Source organism: Mesorhizobium sp. B264B1B (genome assembly GCF_020165765.1).
Lineage (GTDB): Bacteria > Pseudomonadota > Alphaproteobacteria > Rhizobiales > Rhizobiaceae > Mesorhizobium.
The window spans coordinates 180990-200386 of record NZ_JAIUIS010000003.1 but is presented as its reverse complement, the minus strand read 5'-3'; the positions used below and the strand labels follow the sequence as shown (position 1 = coordinate 200386).

The following is a 19397-nucleotide window of genomic DNA, read 5'->3' as shown; positions in this document are numbered from 1 at the left end:
TTAGGCCTGGTTGCGACCTCCATAGCGGCGGACCCGGATGTTGGCCTGCTCGGCATGCCCATAGAATCCCTCGAGGACACACAGGCGCGAACAGTACTCGCCTATCATGGCGCTCGCTTCGTCGGTCAGAACGCGCTGATAGGTGCAGGTCTTGATGAACTTGCCAACCCACAAACCGCCTGTGTAACGGGCCGCCTTCTTGGTCGGCAGCGTATGGTTGGTGCCGATGACCTTGTCGCCATAGGCAACATTCGTACGCGCTCCCAAAAACAGAGCGCCGTAATTGCGCATGTTGTCGAGGAAGTAGTCCGGATCGCGCGTCATGACCTGGACGTGCTCGGATGCGATCCGGTCGGCCTCCGCGACCATCTCCTCGTAGGAAGCGCAGACGATCACTTCGCCATAGTCCGCCCATGCCTTGGCGGCGATCTCGGCGGTCGGCAGGATCTTCAGCTGCCGCTCGATCTCGGCCAGGGTGTCGCGCGCGAGCCTCTCCGAATTTGTCAAAAGCACGGCGGGACTGGTCGGACCATGCTCGGCCTGGCCGAGCAGATCGGTCGCGCAGATCTCGCCGTCGACACTGTCGTCGGCAATGACCAGCGTCTCGGTCGGGCCGGCGAACAGGTCGATGCCGATACGGCCGTACAATTGCCGCTTGGCTTCAGCGACGAAGGCATTGCCAGGACCGACGAGCATGTCGACGCGCCCGATGGTTTCGGTTCCGAGCGCCATGGCGCCGACGGCCTGCACACCGCCCAGAACGTAGATCTCGTCCGCGCCGGCCATGTGCATTGCGGCCACGATAGCCGGATGCGGACCGCCCTGGAACGGCGGCGCGCAGGCGATGATCTTCTTCACCCCGGCGACCTTGGCCGTCACCACGCTCATATGCGCGGAGGCGACCATCGGGTATTTCCCGCCCGGCACGTAGCAGCCGACTGTTTCCACGGGAATGTTCTTGTGGCCGAGGACAACGCCGGGAAGCGTTTCCACTTCGAGGTCCTGGAGGCAGGCGCGCTGCTTCTCGGCGAAATTGCGAACCTGGGCCTGGGCGAAGCGAATATCCTCGATGTCGCTTGCCGACACCTTGGACATCGCCTGCTCGATCTCGCTGTCGCTGAGCCGGAAGCTTGGCGGCGACCATTTGTCGAAACGCTCCGACAACTCCCGGACAGCGGTATCGCCTCGCTTTTCTATGTCGGCAAGGATCGTCTCGACGGTCGTCCGGACGGCCGCATCGCTCTGGGCGACAGCTTCGGGATCCCTGCCCCGTTTCAGAAAAGTCGGCATATTCTCATCCTTATGTTGAGTCAGGTGGGCGGCAGGATGCCGTCCACCTGTTGCATTGCTGATCGTCAGGGTTTTACCGTCGGCTCGATCTTGGTGAGCTTGTATTCGTCGGCCGGAGCCTTGCACGATGAGCAGTTGATGCCAGGGGCATCGGGCGCCTGCTTCACGTCCGCGGGCAATGCCTGAATGGTCGCTCCTGGTGTTGGCTTGCCCTCGAGCGCCGACTGCAGCGACAGTTCCGGCAGCAAATCGGGATTGAAGACCTCGGTGACGAAGGAACTCGGGACCTTGTCGGACGGGAAAACATTGCACCCGTCGGCGAAGGTATCGCCTTTGCAGGGTTTTACTTGATCCGCTGGCACCCAAGGCAGCGGGTACTCGATGTTCATCGGCTTCAGGTCGCGCTTCTTGGTCAGGATCTCCATCATCAGCTTGAAGGCATAGCCTGACGTAGCAGGCGGCGAACCGGCGGACACACCCTTGAGACCCATGCCTTGCATCTTCGGGTCTGCCAGTCCGAGACGAAAACCGTCCGAGTTCTCGCCGGTCATCGGAACCAGTTTGTTGCCCTTGTCGAGCAGCGCTTGAACGGCGCCATATTCGCCTGCCTGAGCCCAGATGCCGTCAACATCGGGATGCGCAGCGAGAGCCTTGGCCGTCTCCTGCTGTGTGGTGCGGTCATCCCAGTAGGAGTAGTATTCCGCGACGACCTTGATGCCGGGATACTGGTTGAAAATGTGCATCGCGCCGTCGGTGTGGCGCTTATCCACCGAGTTGCCCGGGACGCCACGGCTCAGGAAGATCTTGCCCTTGCCTCCCAGGATGTTGACCAAGGCCTGGGCGGTGTTCTCGCCGAAGCCTGCGGTGATATAGCTGACATTGTAGGCGCAAGGCTCGGTCACCGTGGCGTCGTACATGAAGAAGAGCACGCCCTTCTGGCAGCCGCGATGGACCGTGCGGTTCAGCGCCGTCGACGAGATCGGGAAGCTGATGATGCCGTCGGCGCCAGCCTGTATCATGCTTTCATAGGCCGAGATCTGAGCCTGGGGGTCGGTTCCCGAGATGACTTCCTTCAGCTCCACCGTCTTGTCGTAGGGCGGCGTCTGCGCCAACGCCTTGACGATGTTCGCAGCCTCCGACTGCCACGAATTGCCGCTGTAGCTCAGCGACAGATATATCTTGAACTTCTTGTCCTGCGCTTGGGCATGGTCGACAACCATCCCAACGCCCATGGCGGTGGCAAGCGTCAGCGACGCGGCCAGTCCCAGTCTTTTTAACAGCCTCATTTCGATCAACCTCCCGTTGGAATTTGGCCCTTGCAGGTGCCGGACCAGAGCTTGTGAGAACGTTCTCACAATTGGACAAACGCATTTCACGCACAGGCATGGTCACTTCCTCCGCGTCAGCATTCGATTTCCGAGATCGGCCAGGAATTCACCGCGCAGCACCAGCAGGGCGGCGACAATGATTGCGCCCTCTATGACGGTGCGCCATCCTTCGTTGAGGCCGATGGCGGAGATAACGGTGCCAAGCGTCGTCAGAAGAATTGCGCCGCCGACCGTCCCGATGAAAGTTCCGCTGCCGCCGAGGATCGAGGAGCCGCCGACCACGACGGCAGCGATGGAAGGCAGCATGTAGCTGTCACCCATCCTCAGCGTCGCCCCGTTCGAATAGCCCACCAGCATCATGCCGACGAACCCTGCGCAGGTGGCACTGATCGCATAGGGGGCGAGCTCGAGCCGATTGACAGCGACGCCGGCGATAAGGGCGGCGTTCCTGTTGGTGCCAAGGGCGTAGAGCCGGCGGCCGAGCGCAGTGAAGTTCTGCAAGAACCAGCCGAACAGGATGAAAACGACGGTGAAGTAGATGACCAGCGGCACGCCGAGGAACCATTCCTTCATCAGCCATAGCAAGACGGACGGGGAACCGCCGCGCGGCGTCCCGCTGGTATAGCCCAGCGCCACCGAAGCCACGACGATCGAGGTCGCCATGGTCATGATGAAGGGAGGAACCTTCAGCCAGACAATTCCCAGTCCGCTGATCGTGCCGACCAGCGCGCAAATGACCAGAATGGCCGGCAGCATGTACCAGATGCCGGCGTTGCCGCTACCAATCCAAGTCGTCGTCAACACGCCGCCGAGCGTGATGAGGGCGGGGACCGATAGGTCGAGCCCGCCGATCAGGATGACGAGCCCTTGCCCGAACGACAACACGATCAGGAAGGACGCGAGGATAAGAACCGTCAGCACCTGATCCCAGGAACCCAGCGCCGGACTGATGAAGCGCGAGCACACCACAAGCACGACACTCAGCCCAAACACCACAAACGTATTCACCACCTCCCGGTCGAGCCTTTGCCTGCCGCGCCGGTCGGAATTGGCCTCGAAACGCGTTGCGACGTCCTTATGCGCGCTCACCGGATCTCTTCCTTCTTGAGCAGGCGCGCCACGGCGCTGCCGAACACGATCGCAAGCACCAGCACGAAACCTTGGAATATGCCGGTGTAGAAGGACGAGACCCCACCCGAGAAAAGCACCTTCTGCAAAAGCATCAGCGTACCGGCGCCGAGGATCGAGCCAACGAGGCTGCCTCGGCCGCCGCTCAACGGCGTGCCGCCGAGCGCCACCGCGGCAAAGGTGAGCATCAGGAATGGCGTGCCGGCTGTCGGATTTCCTGTCGCCGTCTGGGCGCTCAGCATGAAGCCGGCGACGCCGTAGAGGATGCCGGCGCCGACAAAGGCCGTGATGCGTACCCCTGCCACGGGCACGCCGGAGAAGCGAGCCGACTGCTCGTCGGCGCCGATCGCATAGAGGCCGATCCCGGTATTGGTCCGCCGGAAGGCAAGCCAAAGCGCGATGGCGGCAACCAGAAACAGCCCGGCGATCGGGATGATACCGAACAGGGTGTCGGTCAGCGTATAGGTGACGAAGTCGGCAACCATACCGCCAGGCGCGTCCAGGATAACCAGCGCAAGTCCCTGGCAGACGATCATCGTGCCGAGCGTCGCCGCGATGGTCTGCAGTCCAAGCCTGGCCACGAGAATGCCGTTGATTGCGCCGACGGCACCGCCGATCGCACAGCACATCAGGAGGCTGGCCAGCGCACCGCCCGGACCACCGAACGGATAGACCGCCATCAGCACATTGGTCAGCGAGACGACGCCTGCGACGGACAAGTCGAAGCCGCGGCTGATGACGACCAGCGTCTCGCCCGCTGCCGCGAGCGCCAATGGCGTCGAGTTGTTGACGAGGTCGGTGAAGGTGTAGACCGAAAGCGCATCCGGTTGCCAGAACGCGTAGAGCGCATAAAGCAGGACATAGATTATCGCCACGATGCCGGTGCCGCTGATGACAGCCCTCCATAACGCGGAGCGGCGGGGCGCGGGATTTGCCTGGACCGCGGTCATGCGGCCACTCCATTCACCGCGCCCGCAGCGTGGCCGATCAGCGCGCCGACGATAGTCGGCTCATCGATGGCATCGCCCTGATATTCGGCGAAGACGCGGCCGCCATAGAGCACCATGCAGCGATGCGCGAGATGGACGAGTTCCGGCAGTTCGGACGAGTAAAAGAGCACCGAGCCGCCATCGGCAGCGAACTTCCGGATCGCCTCGTAGATCGACTGCTTGGTTCCGACATCGACTCCACGCGTCGGATCGAAAAGCAGTAGAGTGCGCGCACCCGTCATCATGACGCGCGCCAGAAGCGCCTTCTGCTGGTTGCCACCGGAAAGCTCATCGATCTTGAACTGCAGATAGCGCTCCTGCAGTTCGACCGCCTCAGCGGTTTTTTTCGCAATGCGACGCTCGCTGGCCGGCCAGACGACGCCACCCTGCGCGATACGCGAAATGATAGGCAACACCATGTTGCTGGCGGTGCTGAGGCCGGCGAAAATCCCTTCCGACTTGCGGTCCTCCGGCAGGTAGGCAAGGCCGTTGCCGAAATGGAGCGCGGCGCCCGGGCTGGCGATCTGGGCGGGCACGCCGTCGATCTCGATGCCGCCGCTTTTCGCCTTGGAGAGGCCGATCATCGTCCTGAACAGGTCGCGTTGGCCCTGCCCCTCGAGCGCGGCGATGCCGACGATCTCACCTCGCCTGACATCAAACGACACGTCGCGCAAAATGCCGCCGGAGAGGCCCCGAACGCTGAGCGCGACGGGCGCGGTGTCGGCGACCAAAGGCTGCGAGGCGGTCGTCTCACGCGCGCTTCGGCCGACCATCATCTCGAAAATGTTCTCGTCCGAAGCGCCGGACAACTCGACGGTGCCGATGCTGCGGCCATTGCGCAGGATGGTGGCGCGCGAACACAGGGTGCGCACCTCGCCGAGGCGGTGGGAAATGTAGAGGATGGCGGTCTGCAGGTTCTTCTGCCGGCGCACGAGCTCAAACAGCCATTCGACGTCCGCCAGCGCGGCCGTCGGCTCATCGAGGATCAAGAGCTTCGAGGCATGGGTGAAGGCGCGCACGATCTCAAGCCGCTGACGATCCGAAAGCGAAAGCACGCCGACGGGCGTGTCAGGATCAAAGTGGGAGAGAGCGTAGTCGTTAAGAACCTTGCCAGCTGATGCCGTGGCGGTGCGGCGCGAAACGAGACCTAGCTTGCCCTTCGGCATTTTCGGCAGCACGAGATTCTCGGCGATGCTGAGATTCGGCAGCAGGCTGAGTTCCTGAAAGGCCGTCGCCACGCCCTGCGCCCGCGCATCGATGATGCCATGCGGCGCATAAGGCTTGCCGAAGATCGACATGGATCCGCCGTCAGGCGTCACGACGCCGCTGAGGATTTTCACGAGCGTCGATTTGCCGGCGCCGTTCTCGCCCAACAGCGCATGGACTTCCCCTGGCCGCAGATCAATGGAGACGGAATCGAGTGCGACTGTGGGTCCGTAGGATTTTGCAATATTCGCGATGCGAACAGCCAGCCGGATCTCGTCGGTACCCATACCTCCTCCCAAAAGGTAAGTCCGCCGCAGCGGTGAGAACGTTCTCTGAGAACGTTCTCACTAATCCACAAGCGCCGCCGGCTTGTCAATTGTGAATCGTTCATTCCTTGTCGAACGCACCAGGCTCCCGGCCTCCGGGCGGCACTTGGCCGTCTTTTGAGTGCTCAGAAGTGGCTGAGCCGGCGCCTTTTCTGGGCGGCTGGTCGGGGGGCGCCCGCCGGGATGGATTCTGCCCCTCGGACTGATGCGTTTTCTCATTCACCTCGCCTGAAGGGCGCGTCAGGCCTTGCCCGGACGCCGGCGGCTTGTTGCCTGCGGCGTCCTGGGAGAATGAATCGGCGGGATCGCCGTCGCTCCTGGCCGGATATTTGGTGGCACCAGTCTCGCGGCGATTTTCGCTTCCAGTCATGGCCGGTCCTCCTTTGGCACAGTCATAACCTGGTTTCGACCGGCAGGTTCCAGCGGCTAGGCCGGAAGCGCAGATTTGAATCCGCCGCCGCTCCTATGGCCGGAAACCAATTTGGCGGCGCTGCGTTGACCCCGCAGGATCAGATCCCCCAACAGCTTCGGAGAAAATTCATGCTCGACCGCAGCGGAAGCGCCGTCCTGACGACCGACAGTCTCTGACAACGGGCAGCAACATGGCTCGCATCGAGCGCGGACATTGTTTCTGCGGTGCCGTCACGGCGGTGATGGAAGGAGAGCCCTTCTGGATCTGCTTCGACCATGACGACGATTGCCGGCGGGCGATCGGCGGACCGATGACCATCTGGATCGGCTATCGTCCGCACCAGGTCAAGCTGACCGCCGGGAAGCCTAAGACCTTTTCGAAGACGAAGGGAGTCGTCCGCTCCTTCTGCGCCGATTGCGGTACCTCGATCTTCTATGCCGACGAAGGCCTGCGTGACGAACTCTATGTCTCGATCGGCTTCATGGACGCGCCGGAGCGGTTTCCGCCTCAGGCACAGGCCTATTGGGATATGCGCCTGCCATTCATCGACATGGCCGACGGCTTGCCCCGCGTCGACGGCTACACGAGGCGCCGCGATCCAGCCTTGGGCAATCCGCGCGAACGTTGATGACGCGCGCCACACTAGGCCCCGCAGGCTATTGCCCGATCAGGGTCAGGCCAAAGAGAATGGCCAGCCACAGGCCCACCGCCGCGACCGCGAGCCTGGGGAGGATGCCCTCGCCCGCCAGATGCATGAACAGCAGCGCGATCACCACTGTCTTGGCAGCCGCCGCGGCAAGGTTGATCGCGGAATTGAACCCACCGAGGTCGACAAACGAAGAGCCGACGGTAAGCGCCAGCAAGGCGAGCAGCGCGAGATAGGCGAATGTGAGCTTGGCGAGGTCGCTCATCGTCGTCAGGCCCGGTTGATCAGATAGAGGACCGGGAACAGGAACACCCAGACGATGTCGACGAAATGCCAGTAGAGTCCGATCGCCTGCACGCGGCGCGCCCGGCTCGCCTGCGCGGTCCTCGGCCAGAGCAACAGCATGCCGGCAATCACCGCGATGCCGCCTATCAGATGCAGCGCGTGCAGCGATGTCATGGCGAAATAGAGCGCGAAGAAGAATTCGGCATGGGCCGGATCTGGGCCTGCGAAGCGGAACGGCGCGCCGAGCACCGGCGCCAGGCCCTCGCTGAATTCCTTGCTGTATTCGACGGCCTTGATCACCAGAAAGATGCAGCCAAGCAGGCTCGTGGACATCAAGGCCCAGAGGGCGGGCCGCCAACGCCGGGCAGCCGTGAACATATGGGCAAGCGCCATCGCGAAGCTGCTGGTGATCAGAACCGCCGTATTCAGCGTGCCGAGCGGCAATGACAGATGTTGCGACGCCGCGGCGAATGCCGCGCCATAGCTCAATCGGGCGTAGAGGAACACCAGCACGATCGCGCCGAACAGCATCGCCTCGGAGCCGATGAAAATCCACATGCCGAACGCATCGGCCGCCTTCTCGCGGGCCCGTGTATCGAAGGCAATGCTTTCGGTCGGCCCGCTCATGAGGCTTCGTCCCTGTGCGGGCTGAACGTCTCGTGCCTCAGGCCTTCCATGGCATAGTCATAGGCCGGCCGCCTGACCACGGGCATGGTGTCGAAATTATGCGGGGGCGGCGGCGAAGCCGTCTGCCATTCAAGGCCGGTCGCGCCCCACGGGTTGGCCGGCGCCCGCGTCCCGCGAAACAGCGACCAGCCGAGATAGAGCAGCGGCATAAGATAGCCGACGGCCAGAACGACCGCGCCGGCCGAGGACAATACGTGCCAGAACTGAAACTCCGGCGGATAGGTGTGATAGCGCCGCGGCATGCCGAGAAAACCGAGCACGAATTGCGGGAAGAAAGTCAGGTTGAAGCCGAGGAAGGTCACGGTCGCGGCGATACGGCCCCAGGTTTCGGAATAGACGCGGCCGGTGATCTTCGGCCACCAGAAATGCAACCCCGCCATGTAGGCCGTCACCATGCCGCCGACCATGATGTAATGGAAATGCGCCACGACGAAATAGGTGTCATGAACGTGGACGTCGACGGCGAGAGCGGCCAGGAACAGGCCGGCCAGCCCCCCGAAAGTGAACAGCGCCAGGAAAAACAGCGCATAAAGCATGGGCGTCTCGAAAGTGATTTCGCCCTTGCGCAGCGTCAGCGTCCAGTTGAACACCTTTATCGCCGAGGGGATCGCGACGCAGAACGACAGGAACGAGAACACGATGCCGGCATAGGCCGACTGGCCTGATACGAACATATGGTGACCCCAGACCAGGAAGCCGAACACGGCAATCGCCATCGAAGACATCGCCACCGCCTTGTAGCCGAACAGCGGGCGCTTGCTGAAGCAGGGCAGCACTTCGGAAACCACGCCCATGCCGGGCAGGATCATGATGTAGACCGCGGGATGTGAGTAGAACCAGAACAGATGCTGGAACAGCAGCGGGTCGCCGCCCAGCGCGGGATTGAAGATGCCGATACCGAAGGCACGCTCCAGCACGATCAGGATCAGCGAGGCGGCCAGCACCGGCGTCGCCAGCACCATGACCAGCGCGGTCGCATACATCGTCCAGACGAAGATCGGCAGTCTGAACCAGGTCAGCCCCGGCGCGCGTAACGTGTGGACGGTGACGATGAAGTTGATGCCGGTCATGATCGTCGAGAAGCCGACGATGAAGACACCCAGCGCGGCCATCGAAACGAAGCCGTTGGCATAGAGCGTCGAGAGCGGCGTGTAGAAGGTCCAACCCGTGTCGACACCGCCGGCGAGCACCGCGGCCAGGGCAAAGGCGCTGCCGAAGATGAACACGTACCAGCTGGCGAGATTGAGCCGCGGAAAAGCGAGATCGCGCGCGCCGATCATCAGCGGCAGCAGGAAATTGCCGAGCGTCGCGGGGATCGACGGCACCAGGAAGAACCACACCATGATGATGCCATGCAGGGAAAACAGCCTGTTATAGACATCGTCCGACACCAGATCGCCCGCAGGCGACGCGAGTTCGATCCGGATCATCACGGCAAAGGCACCGCCAAGAAAAAAGAACGCCGTCAGCGACATCAGGTAGAGCCAGGCGACGCGCTTGTGGTCGGTGGTCAAGAGCCAGGCGGCAGGTCCGGCCTCCCCATGCAGATAGCTCGAAGGCGCCAAGGCTTGCCTGCTCATTGGGTCGCCCCGCTTTCCCTGGTTGCTCGCGGCGACAGGGATTTGAGATATGCCAGCAGCATCTGTAGCTCCTGCTCGTCGACAAGGCCGTCAAAGCTCGGCATCACGGGTTCATACCCGGCGGCGATCTCCTTCTTCGGATTGAGGATGGAATCGCGCAAATAGCGGTCGTCGGCAATGACGGTCTGTTGATTGTCCAAGGCCACCGGCCGTCCGAAGACCCCAGCCAGATCCGGCGCCCTCACCTTGCTGGAATTGCCATGGCAGCCGGAGCAGCCGAGCGCGCGGAAGAGTTTTTCGCCGTCGGCCGCAAGCGTTTCACCCTGGCCCTGGTTGCCCAGCCACGCCGCATATTCTTGCGGCGGCATCACGGTCACCCAGCCGCCCATCTCCGAATGCTGGGTGCCGCAATATTGCGCGCAGAACAAATGATACCGCCCGGGCTCGCTGGCGATGAACCAGACATGCGTGGTGCGCCCCGGCACCGCGTCCTGCTTGACCCGGAAGGCAGGTACGAAGAATGAGTGGATCACGTCCTGCGATGCCAGCGACACGATCACCGCCTTGCCGACCGGCACATGCAGTTCGTTGATTTCACGCTGGCCGCCAGGATGACGGAACTCCCACATCCATTGCTTGCCAAGGCCGGCGATCTCGAGTGCGTCAAGGGGCGGGTGTTCGCGGCGCAGGAACAGCACGGCTCCCCATCCGAAGATGGTGAAAGCGATCAGCAGGCTGGCGACTGTCCAGGTCACCTCGAGCGGCGTGCTGCGCGCACGCTCCCCCGTTCGCTCCACCTTGGAGCCGGCGCGATATTTGATGGCGTAGAAAACGACCAGGCTGGTCAGGAAGACGCCCAGCGCGACGGTGAAGGCAAGCAGCACGTAGAACAGGGCGTCGACACTGCCGGCAATCGAGGAGGCCTGCGGCGGCGTAAAAGGGATGCCGAACGTCAAATCGGCCTCCTTCGCGACAGAACGAGGATGGTGGCGCCAAGGCCAAGCAGCGTCGCCATGCCAGTCACCTTCACGACTGCCCAGACCGCTGGCGTGTACTGGCCCTTTGATGCATCGAAGCCGGCACACAGCAGAAAGACGTGATCGGCGATGGAGCCAAGCCGCCCGGCCGACGCCTCGACCAGGGCAAGCCTGAGATCTCGCGGCTCGAAACTCAGCGCCGGAAGTACTTGCGCGATGCGGCCTTGCGGCGTCAGCGCGATGACCGCGATCGGGTGGACATATTGCGAGATCCGGTCGCGCCGGTCGAATGTGATGCCGGCCTCCACGGCAAGGGCGGCGCCAGCGCCATCCTCGCTGGTCAAGAAGCGCCACGCGGACAACCCTGCCTGACCGGCGGACCGCCCGACTTCGGCTTGGATGGACGCCGCATCCGCGACGGTCTCGGAAGCATCTATCGAGACGAAGAGAGCGTGGTAGGTCGCGGGATCGAGGCCGGTCTTGTTCAGATCCGAGGCAACCGCCTGCTGGGTCACGCCGCAGAGGTTGGGGCATTTGTCGTAACCGAAGATGAGCAGCGCCGGCCGCCCGCCGAGAATGCCGGAAAGCGTCTGCCGTCCGCCCGAAGCCTCGCGGAAGACTGTGTCGAGGCTGAGCTGCGCGCCGATCTGCGGTTCGAAAACCGGCCGCGCGCGCACGCTGGCGGTCATTGCAGCCAGGAGCACGAGCGGCAGGACCAAACGCCTCATGGCCTCGCCCCCATGGCCGGTGCGGCCTGGCCCTGCTGCGGCGCCCTGGCGTTTGGCTGCGCCGCGTCCGCTCGGGCGCGGCAAATGCCGGCCTGCGGCGCGCGCGGAACCTGGCCTTCGAGCAAGGCGCAGTCCTCACCGGCCGCAGCGGGCGTTACCGCCTCCGGCAGTCCCTGCGCGGCGATCAGCTTCATGGCGTCGTCGATCGGAATGCGCGCGATGCCACCATTGCGGTCGACCCATGCAAGCATGCCGAGTTCACGATCTTCCTGCTGACGGAACACGGCAAGATCGGCCCCGGGGAAATCCTGCAAGGCGGGACCTGCGGCGCTGCCGTTCATCTGCGTGCCCGCAAGTGGCCAGAACGGGGCCGTATCGAAAATCAGTCTCAGCCCAAGCGCGGCGAGCGCCAGGAAGACAAGCAGGCCGAGGCCAATGAGCACGAGCGCCCTCGGCCAGACATCGCGTGTTTCGGGATGACGCACGACCTTAGCCACGGGCCAGCCTCCCGCGCCAGACGACGATGCGATCAGGCCTGGTCCAGATATAGATGAAGCACCCGAACCAGATGCCGCCCGCGCCGACCATTGCCGCGAGGTCCGGCCACGACACTCCTGCACCGAGGGCGGACAAAGCCGGCCGGACGCGCCAGGCGACATCGGCGAAATGTCCGGCCAGCAGGAACGCGCCGAGCCCTATCAGGCCAACGCGGCTGCGCTTGACGGAGCGGTTCAGGAAACCGGCGAAGGGCAAGGCAAATTGCAGCGCGATCAGCAGCCAAAGCAGATACTGCCAGCCATTTCGACCACGGATGACATACCAATGGATTTCGTCGGGCAGGTCGCCGCCCCAGACGACCAGCCACTGCATGAATGCCAGATACGCCCAGATGAGCATGAAGCCGAACATCATGTTGGCGAGGTCTTCGCCGAGCGCCACGTCCTCCTCGCCACCCGGCGCCGACTCGATCGCACGGCCCGCCGAAAGCACCGCCAGCGCCAGCCCGCACACGCCGACGACCTCGGCCGCCGCTTCGAGCATCGCATAGATGGTGGAGTAAAAATCCGGCTCTATCGACATCATCCAATCGATGGCAAACACCGTCACGGCAAAGCCGTGCGCGACGAGCCCGATGGCGTAGCCGCCGCCGGTCCTGCTTGCGGCAGAACCGGGCGCCGTCCAGCCAAGTACAAGCCAGGCCAGCGCCAGCCAGACGAGAGCACAGGCGATGAAACGAACGACGAAGAATGGTACGTTGAGATAGGTCAGTTTCTGGCGCACCGCTTCCGTCAGCGCCGCCGGGTCGGCCCCTGCCCAGGGAAAGACCAGATCGAGCCGCGCAAGCACCGGCAGCATCAACAGCAGCGCGACAGGCAAGGTCGCGACGGCCGCGCGCAGCGGCGGCCGCAACGCGTCGCCCCAGCGCCCGCCGGTCAGCCCGTGCACCATGACCAGGGTCATTGCGCCGAGCGGCAATCCGAGCAGGAACACCACCATCGTCAGCCAGCCGGCCAGTGTCGCGCGCGCGGCGACGAGCAGCCCGGCCGCGCACAGACAGAGCCCCGCGGCGGCCGCTGCGAGCAGCAGGACGAGATGGCCGTCGGGCCGGGCGGCGCGCTTCATCGTGCCGCCTCGGCGTCGAGTTTCGCGCGAAGGGACTCGGGCAGCGTGCCGGCCGCAGCATGTCGCGAATATTGCAGCGCCCGGATATAGGCCACGATCGCCCAGCGGTCCCGCGGCTCGACACGCGCGGCATAGGGATACATTGCACCGTAACCGTCGGTGATGACGTCGTAGAAATGCCGGTCCGGCGCCTTGCGCAGCGCATCTTGATGGTAGGTCGGAGGCGGCGGGAAACCACGCCTGACCACCATCCCGTGCCCGTCGCCGGTGCGGCCGTGGCAGGGAGAGCAGAATATGTCGAAGCGCTGCTGCCCACGCTGAAGCAGTGCCATGGTGATCGGGTACGGGAATTTGTCCGGCGTCGCCGCCAGGTCGGCGTCACGCGTCACCGTGCCTTCGACCGGTGTCCTTGCCGACATGCCGTCGGCGAACTCTCTGCTGTTTTCGAGCGGATCGTAGCGAGGCTGGTCGGCCATGTCCTGCTTGCAGGCGCCGAGGAGCAGGCAAACCGGCAAAAGCAGCCGCGGGTTCATATCGCCACCTCTTCGACCGTCTCGGCGCCAAGCCGTGTCAGCTGCCCCTTGGTGACGCCCTTGCGGTATTTCGGGTCGGTGGCCTCGATCAGCAGGTAGAACTTGCCGCCGCTCGCGTAGGTGAAGCTCTCGGCGTTGAAGACGGGGTGATAATATTGCGGCAGCCGGTTCTCGGCCAGCATGCCGAAGAAGCCGGCAAACACGCTGGCCAGGATCGCGGCTTCGAAGGCGATGACCGTGAACGGCGGCCAGGAATGCAGCGGCCGGCCGCCGACATTGACCGGATAGTCGATCTCGACGGAATAAAGGATCAATGCATAGACCAGCACGCCGCCGGCGACGCCACCCGCCAGCATGACCCATGGCAGCCGTGTCTTTCGCATGCCCAATATGTCTGTCAGGCCGTGCACCTCGAACGGCGAGAACGCATCCATATGCCGGTACCCCTTGTCGCGCATCGCTTGCGCCGCCCTGGTCAGCGCATCCGGATCGGCGAAAGCCGCGATGACGCCATGGACGCTCATGCCGCGCCGCCTTTCTGCTCGGCCAGTTCCTCGACCTCGAAGATGGTTATCGCCGGCAGGATGCGGATAAACAGGAAGACCAGCGCGAAGAAGGTGCCGATCGATCCGAACAGGATGCCGAAATCGAGCCAGGTCAGCGACTGCTCGCCCCAGGACGACGGCAGGTAGTCGCGGCTCGGGCCGGTCACCACGATGATGTAGCGCTCCAGCCACATGCCGATGTTGATGACCAGAGCGATCGAAAACAGCAGCGGCATATTGGATCGCACACGGCGAAACCAAAGCAGTTGCAGCACCGCGCAATTGCAGAAGAGCATGGTCCAGAACAGCGGCGCATAAGGGCCGACGGCGCGCTGGACCATCATCGCGCGCTCGTAAGGCTCACCCGAATACCAGGAGAAGAACGCTTCCGATGCATAGCCGTAAATGACGACCATGCCGGCCGCGATCATCAGTTTGGCGGCGTTGTCCATGTGGCGCGGCGTGATCAGGTCTTCCACAGCGAATGCCCAGCGCAAGGGAATGGCTATGGTCAGCACCATGGCGAAGCCGGAGAGGAGCGCGCCGGCGACGAAATAGGGCGGAAAGATCGTCGAATGGAAGCCCGGCGTGATGGCGAAGGTGAAATCGAGAGCGACGATCGAATGAACCGAAACGACCAGCGGTGTTGCGAGTGCCGCCATCAGGAAATAGACCGTCCGATAGCGCGCCCAATGATAGGCCGAGCCGCGCCAGCCCAGCGCGAGGACGCCGTAGAAAAGTTGCCCGCCACGCGACTTCGCCCGGTCGCGCAGCACGCCGAGATCAGGCAGCAATCCCGTGTACCAGAACAGCAGCGAGACGGTGGCGTAGGTGGAAATCGCGGCGAAGTCCCAGACCAGCGGGCTGCGCCATTGTGGCCAATGCATGTGGGTGTTGGGCAGGGGCAGGAGCCAATAGAAGAACCACGGCCGGCCAAGATGCAGGATAGGGTAGAGGCCGGCCATCGCCACGGCAAACAGCGTCATCGCCTCGGCGAAGCGGTTGATCGAGGCGCGCCAGGGCTGGCGCAGCAGCAGCAGCACCGCTGAGATCAGCGTACCGGCATGGCCAATGCCGATCCACCACACGAAACTCGAGATCATCGTGCCCCAGACCACGGGAATGTTGACCCCATAGGCGCCAACGCCGACCGAGACCAGGTAGGTGATGGAATAGAGGAACAGCAATACGAATGCGAAGCAGACGAAGAACGCCGACCAGAAGAACCGCGGCAACTTCCCTTGCAGGACCACCGCGCTGATACGGCCGCTGATCTCTGGAAAATCGTGACGCCCGCGCAGCACAGGTGTCATGCCTTTGCTCGTCCTGCGGGCGGCCACGTCAGCCATCGCCGCCCTCCGAGCCGGATGTCGCGGCGAGCCTGTCGTTAGGGTTGCTGACCTTGCCCAGATAGGTGGTGCGCGGTCTTGTGTTCAGTTCTTCGAGCAGCGCGTAATTGTGTGGCGAGGCCTTTTCCTGGACGACCTGCGAATCCTTCCTGTTGAGATCGCCGAAGGTGATGGCTTTTGTCGGGCACGCCTGCTGGCAGGCGGTGACGATCTCACCGTCCTCGATCTCCCGGTTCTCGATCTGGGCGCGGATCCGTTTTTGCGAAATGCGCTGTACGCAGTAGCTGCATTTTTCCATGACGCCGCGCGAACGCACGGTGACATCGGGATTGTGGACGGCCTGCTCCGGTCCCGCGCTGTCATTGTCGAACTCCTGGTACTCCAGGAAATTGAACCGCCGCACCTTGTAGGGACAGTTCTGCGAACAGTAGCGCGTGCCGATGCAGCGGTTGTACACCTGCGCGTTCAGACCATCATGCGTATGGATGGTCGCATTGACCGGACAGACGACCTCGCAGGGGGCCTTCTCGCAATGCATGCACGGCACTGGCTGGAAGAACATGTCCGGATCGTCGATCCCGCCCGCATAGTAGCGGTCGACGCGCAGCCAGTGCATTTCGTGTCCGAGTGCCGCCTCGTCCGGCCCCACCGTTGCGATGTTGTTCTCGGCCTGACAGGCCGACACGCAGGCCATGCAGCCGATGCAGGCCGACAGGTCTATCGACATGCCCCAGGCTTCCTGGTCGTAGCTCCAGTCGGGGTAGAGCGATTCCACGGGCGCTGGGGGCGCGTGGTCGCGCACGAAATGGGGATTTGCCCTGAACGCATCGAGCGAAGCATGGCGGATGATCGCCCTGCCCTCCATCGCTTGATGATGTTGGGTCGTGACTACACGCGCCGAACCGCCGCGCGGGCTCAGGACGACATCGTCGGCAAACCATGGCGCATCGCTGGTCCGGATCGCGAAGGCATCGTAGCCGCCCGCGAGTGCCGCCACCGAGCCGGCCTTGCGTCCAAAACCGAGCGACAGCGTCACTGTGTCGTCAGGCTGTCCCGGCGTGATCCAGACGGGTGCGTCCAGCGTCCTGCCGTCCCGCGCCAGGTTGACCACCTGCCCGTTTTCGAGCCTCAGGCGCTGCGCGGTGGCTGGCGAGACCAGCGCCGCATTGCCCCAGACGAGCTTGCTTAACGGCCGGGGCAATTCCTGAAGCCAGGATGAATTGGCGTGGCGGCCGTCGCGAAGCCAGGGATCGGCGACGAAGCGAACCTCCAACCCCTTGGTGGCGGCATTGGGTGCCGAGCCATCGCTATCCGGCGGTGCCGAAACGGCAGCGGGACCAGCAGCAGTGTTCGGCACGATGCCCTCGCGCAGCGCCTTGCGCCAGGCCACCTCGTCCATGGCGGCCCACGTCCGGCGCACCGGTGCCTGCGCATTGGGGCCGAATTCACCGCCCAGCGCGGCAAGCAACTGATGCAGGCTCTTGCCACCGAACAGAGGCTCTATGAGCGGCTGCACGATCGAGACCGTACCGTCATAGGCCCGGATATCGCTCCAGCTCTCCAACTCGTGCGCGGCTGGGATATGCCAGCGAGCCAGAAACGCCGTCTCATCGCGGTAGAGTCCCCAGTGGACAAGAAGCTTCAGGCTCGAAAGAGCCTTCCGCGCATCGATGTCCGATGGCGCCGTGTGCAAGGGATTGGCGCCGAGCACGACGGTCTTGTCGATCGAACCATCCGTGATGGCCCGGCAGAGCGTGGCAAGATCGCCATCCACCGGCATGGCATCAGGCGGCTCGATCAATTGCAGCGTGTTGCCAAGGGCACCAAGCCTGGCATTCATCGCTAGGGCCAAGGCATGCACGATCGGTGCCTGGTGCGCTCCGGCCACCACAAGCGCATTGCGGCCGGCACTGTGCAGATCATCGGCAAGCGCCCTTATCCACTCCGGATCGAGCGGCGACAAGCCGGCCGCGGCATTGTCGCCATCGAGGGCGGCCTTGATCGCCGCCGCAACGCTTGCGACGGCGCTTGACCTGATAGCTCGGCGATGGTCGGCGGCAGCACCCGTGATGGTGGGAGTCGTCTCGACGACATAGAGGCGACTCATCGTGTCCGTCGATTTGCGCACCCGCCGCCGCTGCGCGAAATCACGAGCATAGGCCAGGCGCCCCGGCCCATCGCCCAGGAAATCGGCATCCAGGCTGACGATCACATCGGCGCGGTCGAAACGGTAGATCGCCGTCAACGGCCTGCCGAACAATGTACCCGTTGCCTGTTCACCGGAATTGGCCGCAAGCGGATCGTGGCGGAAGACGCGAAGTCTGGGATAGCGCACCCTCAGCGCCGCGATCTGCGCCTTCGTCGTCGGCGATGTCGTCGCCTCGAGCAGCAATGCCAGCCCTTGCCCGCCTGAAGCGAGGAATCCACCAGCCAGTTCGGCGATATCTTTCAGGAACTCATCGTAACTTGCGGGCTCGCCCAGCTTGAGCGGCGTGCGAGATCGCTCGGGATCGAACAGCGACAACACCGCCGCCTGCATAACGGCATCGGTGGCGCCGCGCGATGCCGGATGATCCGGGTTACCCTCGACCTTTGTCGGCCGGCCCTCATGGCTCTCGATCACGGCTCCGATGCCGTAGCCGTCGCTGGAGAGGGCTGTCGCGTAGTAGAGCGGCCGGCCGGGAATGATGTTCTCCGGCTGGCGGACATAAGGCACGATGCTCTCGGCCTCGCTGCAGGCGGCCAGTCCGGCCAGCGACAGCGATGCACCCATCAGTTTCAGGACGGTGCGCCGGTCGAAGCCAGGCTGAAGGGGATCGGCCATCGCGGGGAATTCCGCCTCCACAAAGCGCTGGAACTCCGCCGTGTCAGCCAGTTCGTCCATGCTTCGCCATGGCTCGCGCCCCGCCGCGGCGACCCGCAATGCCGCAAGATCGAAAGCCGGATTTCGGTCAACGGTGGCAGACATAGCAATCCGTCATGGTCTCGGGATGAATGTCGAGCACGCTGATCAGGGAACGCCGGATCTGCTCGATGTCGTTAGGCGGCTTCCAGTGCATCAGGAAAACGGCTTGCGGCGGGCGAAGGTTGGGACCGGGGTCGCGGTGGCAGCCAAGGCACCATTCCATCGACAATGAATGCGCCCGTCGCGTCAGCGGCATCTCGTCGACCGCGCCATGGCAGGTCTCGCAGGCGATGCCCTTGGCGATATGGATGGAGTGGTTGAAGTAAACGAAATCCGGCACCGAATTGACCCGCTGCCATTGCAGCGGCTGTCCCGAGGCGAGACTTGCGCGCACCGGCGCCAACATCTCGGCATTGGTGAAGAGCTGCGAATGACAGGTCATGCACACTTCTGTCGCCGGCAGCCCCGCCGAGGCTGATGTCTCGACCCCGTTGTGGCAATAACGACAGTCCAGTCCGATATCGCCGACATGATGCTTGTGGCTGAACGGAACGGCCTGAGCCACCGGTTGCCCCACGCCGGTAACGAACCCTGAACGCAAAAACGCCGTGCCGCCGACGGCCGCCAGAAGCGCGAAACAGCAAACACCCCACAGAAAGAAGCGGGCAATCCCATTGGCGTTGCTGGAAAAGACCTGCGGCATCCTCGCCGATTTTTCGCTTGGAACAAGCTTTTGGATCGAGCGCCTAACGGCGGCAAAGCGACAAAGGTTCCGTCGGCGCGGAATGCTCACAAAATGGTGAGTTGGGAGCACCCTCGAAAACCGCGGCCGATCGCAACCATGCGGGACGGCCAGCGTT

The 19397-nt window shown here is 63.5% G+C and carries 19 protein-coding genes; 1 reads left to right on the top strand and 18 read right to left on the bottom strand.

Features of this window, described 5'->3' with window-relative positions:
* The 6 genes from hisD to LB547_RS07540 form a co-directional block, all read right to left on the bottom strand.
* Complete coding sequence (gene hisD / locus LB547_RS07565; protein ID WP_140518013.1) at positions 1 to 1290, bottom strand: histidinol dehydrogenase; 1290 nt, start codon at positions 1288 to 1290, stop codon at positions 1 to 3.
* Between the two features lie 65 nt (positions 1291 to 1355).
* Positions 1356 to 2576 carry a sugar ABC transporter substrate-binding protein gene (locus LB547_RS07560; RefSeq protein WP_224618028.1) on the bottom strand — a complete coding sequence of 407 codons (1221 nt, stop codon included), beginning with the start codon at positions 2574 to 2576 and terminating at the stop codon, positions 1356 to 1358.
* 102 nt (positions 2577 to 2678) lie between these two features.
* A complete protein-coding gene (locus LB547_RS07555) occupies positions 2679 to 3707 on the bottom strand; it encodes an ABC transporter permease (RefSeq protein WP_181177976.1) in 1029 nt (342 codons plus the stop codon).
* Positions 3704 to 4696 (bottom strand): ABC transporter permease, encoded by a 993-nt coding sequence (locus tag LB547_RS07550; protein WP_140759989.1) that lies wholly within the window; start codon positions 4694 to 4696, stop codon positions 3704 to 3706. The genes LB547_RS07555 and LB547_RS07550 overlap by 4 nt, the downstream gene beginning before the upstream one ends.
* Entirely contained in the window at positions 4693 to 6228 is a 1536-nt protein-coding gene (locus LB547_RS07545; RefSeq protein WP_140556178.1) for a sugar ABC transporter ATP-binding protein, read from the bottom strand. Before LB547_RS07545 ends, LB547_RS07550 begins: the two co-directional genes overlap by 4 nt.
* A 100-nt stretch (positions 6229 to 6328) precedes the next feature.
* Entirely contained in the window at positions 6329 to 6637 is a 309-nt protein-coding gene (locus LB547_RS07540; RefSeq protein WP_140522219.1) for a hypothetical protein, read from the bottom strand.
* A 232-nt stretch (positions 6638 to 6869) separates the two neighbouring features.
* Between LB547_RS07540 and LB547_RS07535 the strand changes: the two genes are divergently transcribed.
* A complete protein-coding gene (locus LB547_RS07535; RefSeq protein ID WP_140759983.1) occupies positions 6870 to 7307 on the top strand; it encodes a GFA family protein in 438 nt (145 codons plus the stop codon).
* Positions 7308 to 7335: 28 nt separating this feature from the next.
* Here LB547_RS07535 and LB547_RS07530 read toward each other — a convergent pair whose 3' ends face one another.
* The 12 genes from LB547_RS07530 to LB547_RS07475 are packed head-to-tail and all read right to left on the bottom strand — an operon-like array spanning position 7336 to position 19240.
* The gene (locus LB547_RS07530; RefSeq protein ID WP_140522223.1) at positions 7336 to 7590 is read right to left on the bottom strand and encodes a cytochrome C oxidase subunit IV family protein; all 255 of its coding nucleotides are present in this window, start codon (positions 7588 to 7590) and stop codon (positions 7336 to 7338) included.
* A gap of 5 nt (positions 7591 to 7595) precedes the next feature.
* Positions 7596 to 8237: a cytochrome c oxidase subunit 3 gene (locus tag LB547_RS07525; protein ID WP_140666761.1), complete on the bottom strand. Its 642-nt coding sequence runs from the start codon at positions 8235 to 8237 to the stop codon at positions 7596 to 7598.
* A complete protein-coding gene (gene ctaD / locus LB547_RS07520; RefSeq protein ID WP_140759978.1) occupies positions 8234 to 9877 on the bottom strand; it encodes a cytochrome c oxidase subunit I in 1644 nt (547 codons plus the stop codon). The genes LB547_RS07525 and ctaD overlap by 4 nt, the downstream gene beginning before the upstream one ends.
* Positions 9874 to 10833: a cytochrome c oxidase subunit II gene (coxB, locus tag LB547_RS07515; RefSeq protein ID WP_140518009.1), complete on the bottom strand. Its 960-nt coding sequence runs from the start codon at positions 10831 to 10833 to the stop codon at positions 9874 to 9876. The genes ctaD and coxB overlap by 4 nt, the downstream gene beginning before the upstream one ends.
* The gene (locus LB547_RS07510) at positions 10830 to 11582 is read right to left on the bottom strand and encodes an SCO family protein (RefSeq protein WP_140518008.1); all 753 of its coding nucleotides are present in this window, start codon (positions 11580 to 11582) and stop codon (positions 10830 to 10832) included. Before LB547_RS07510 ends, coxB begins: the two co-directional genes overlap by 4 nt.
* A complete protein-coding gene (locus LB547_RS07505; protein WP_140672492.1) occupies positions 11579 to 12079 on the bottom strand; it encodes a hypothetical protein in 501 nt (166 codons plus the stop codon). Before LB547_RS07505 ends, LB547_RS07510 begins: the two co-directional genes overlap by 4 nt.
* Positions 12072 to 13205 (bottom strand): hypothetical protein, encoded by a 1134-nt coding sequence (locus tag LB547_RS07500; RefSeq protein ID WP_140759973.1) that lies wholly within the window; start codon positions 13203 to 13205, stop codon positions 12072 to 12074. The genes LB547_RS07505 and LB547_RS07500 overlap by 8 nt, the downstream gene beginning before the upstream one ends.
* On the bottom strand, positions 13202 to 13738 hold the full coding sequence (locus tag LB547_RS07495) for a c-type cytochrome (RefSeq protein WP_140556188.1): 537 nt from the start codon (positions 13736 to 13738) through the stop codon (positions 13202 to 13204). Before LB547_RS07495 ends, LB547_RS07500 begins: the two co-directional genes overlap by 4 nt.
* Positions 13735 to 14262: a DUF3341 domain-containing protein gene (locus LB547_RS07490; RefSeq protein ID WP_140518005.1), complete on the bottom strand. Its 528-nt coding sequence runs from the start codon at positions 14260 to 14262 to the stop codon at positions 13735 to 13737. Before LB547_RS07490 ends, LB547_RS07495 begins: the two co-directional genes overlap by 4 nt.
* A complete protein-coding gene (nrfD, locus tag LB547_RS07485) occupies positions 14259 to 15632 on the bottom strand; it encodes an NrfD/PsrC family molybdoenzyme membrane anchor subunit (RefSeq protein ID WP_140518004.1) in 1374 nt (457 codons plus the stop codon). The genes LB547_RS07490 and nrfD overlap by 4 nt, the downstream gene beginning before the upstream one ends.
* Positions 15625 to 18600: a TAT-variant-translocated molybdopterin oxidoreductase gene (locus LB547_RS07480; protein ID WP_140759967.1), complete on the bottom strand. Its 2976-nt coding sequence runs from the start codon at positions 18598 to 18600 to the stop codon at positions 15625 to 15627. Before LB547_RS07480 ends, nrfD begins: the two co-directional genes overlap by 8 nt.
* Complete coding sequence (locus LB547_RS07475) at positions 18584 to 19240, bottom strand: cytochrome c3 family protein (RefSeq protein WP_140522240.1); 657 nt, start codon at positions 19238 to 19240, stop codon at positions 18584 to 18586. Before LB547_RS07475 ends, LB547_RS07480 begins: the two co-directional genes overlap by 17 nt.
* Between the last annotated feature and the right edge of the window lie 157 nt (positions 19241 to 19397).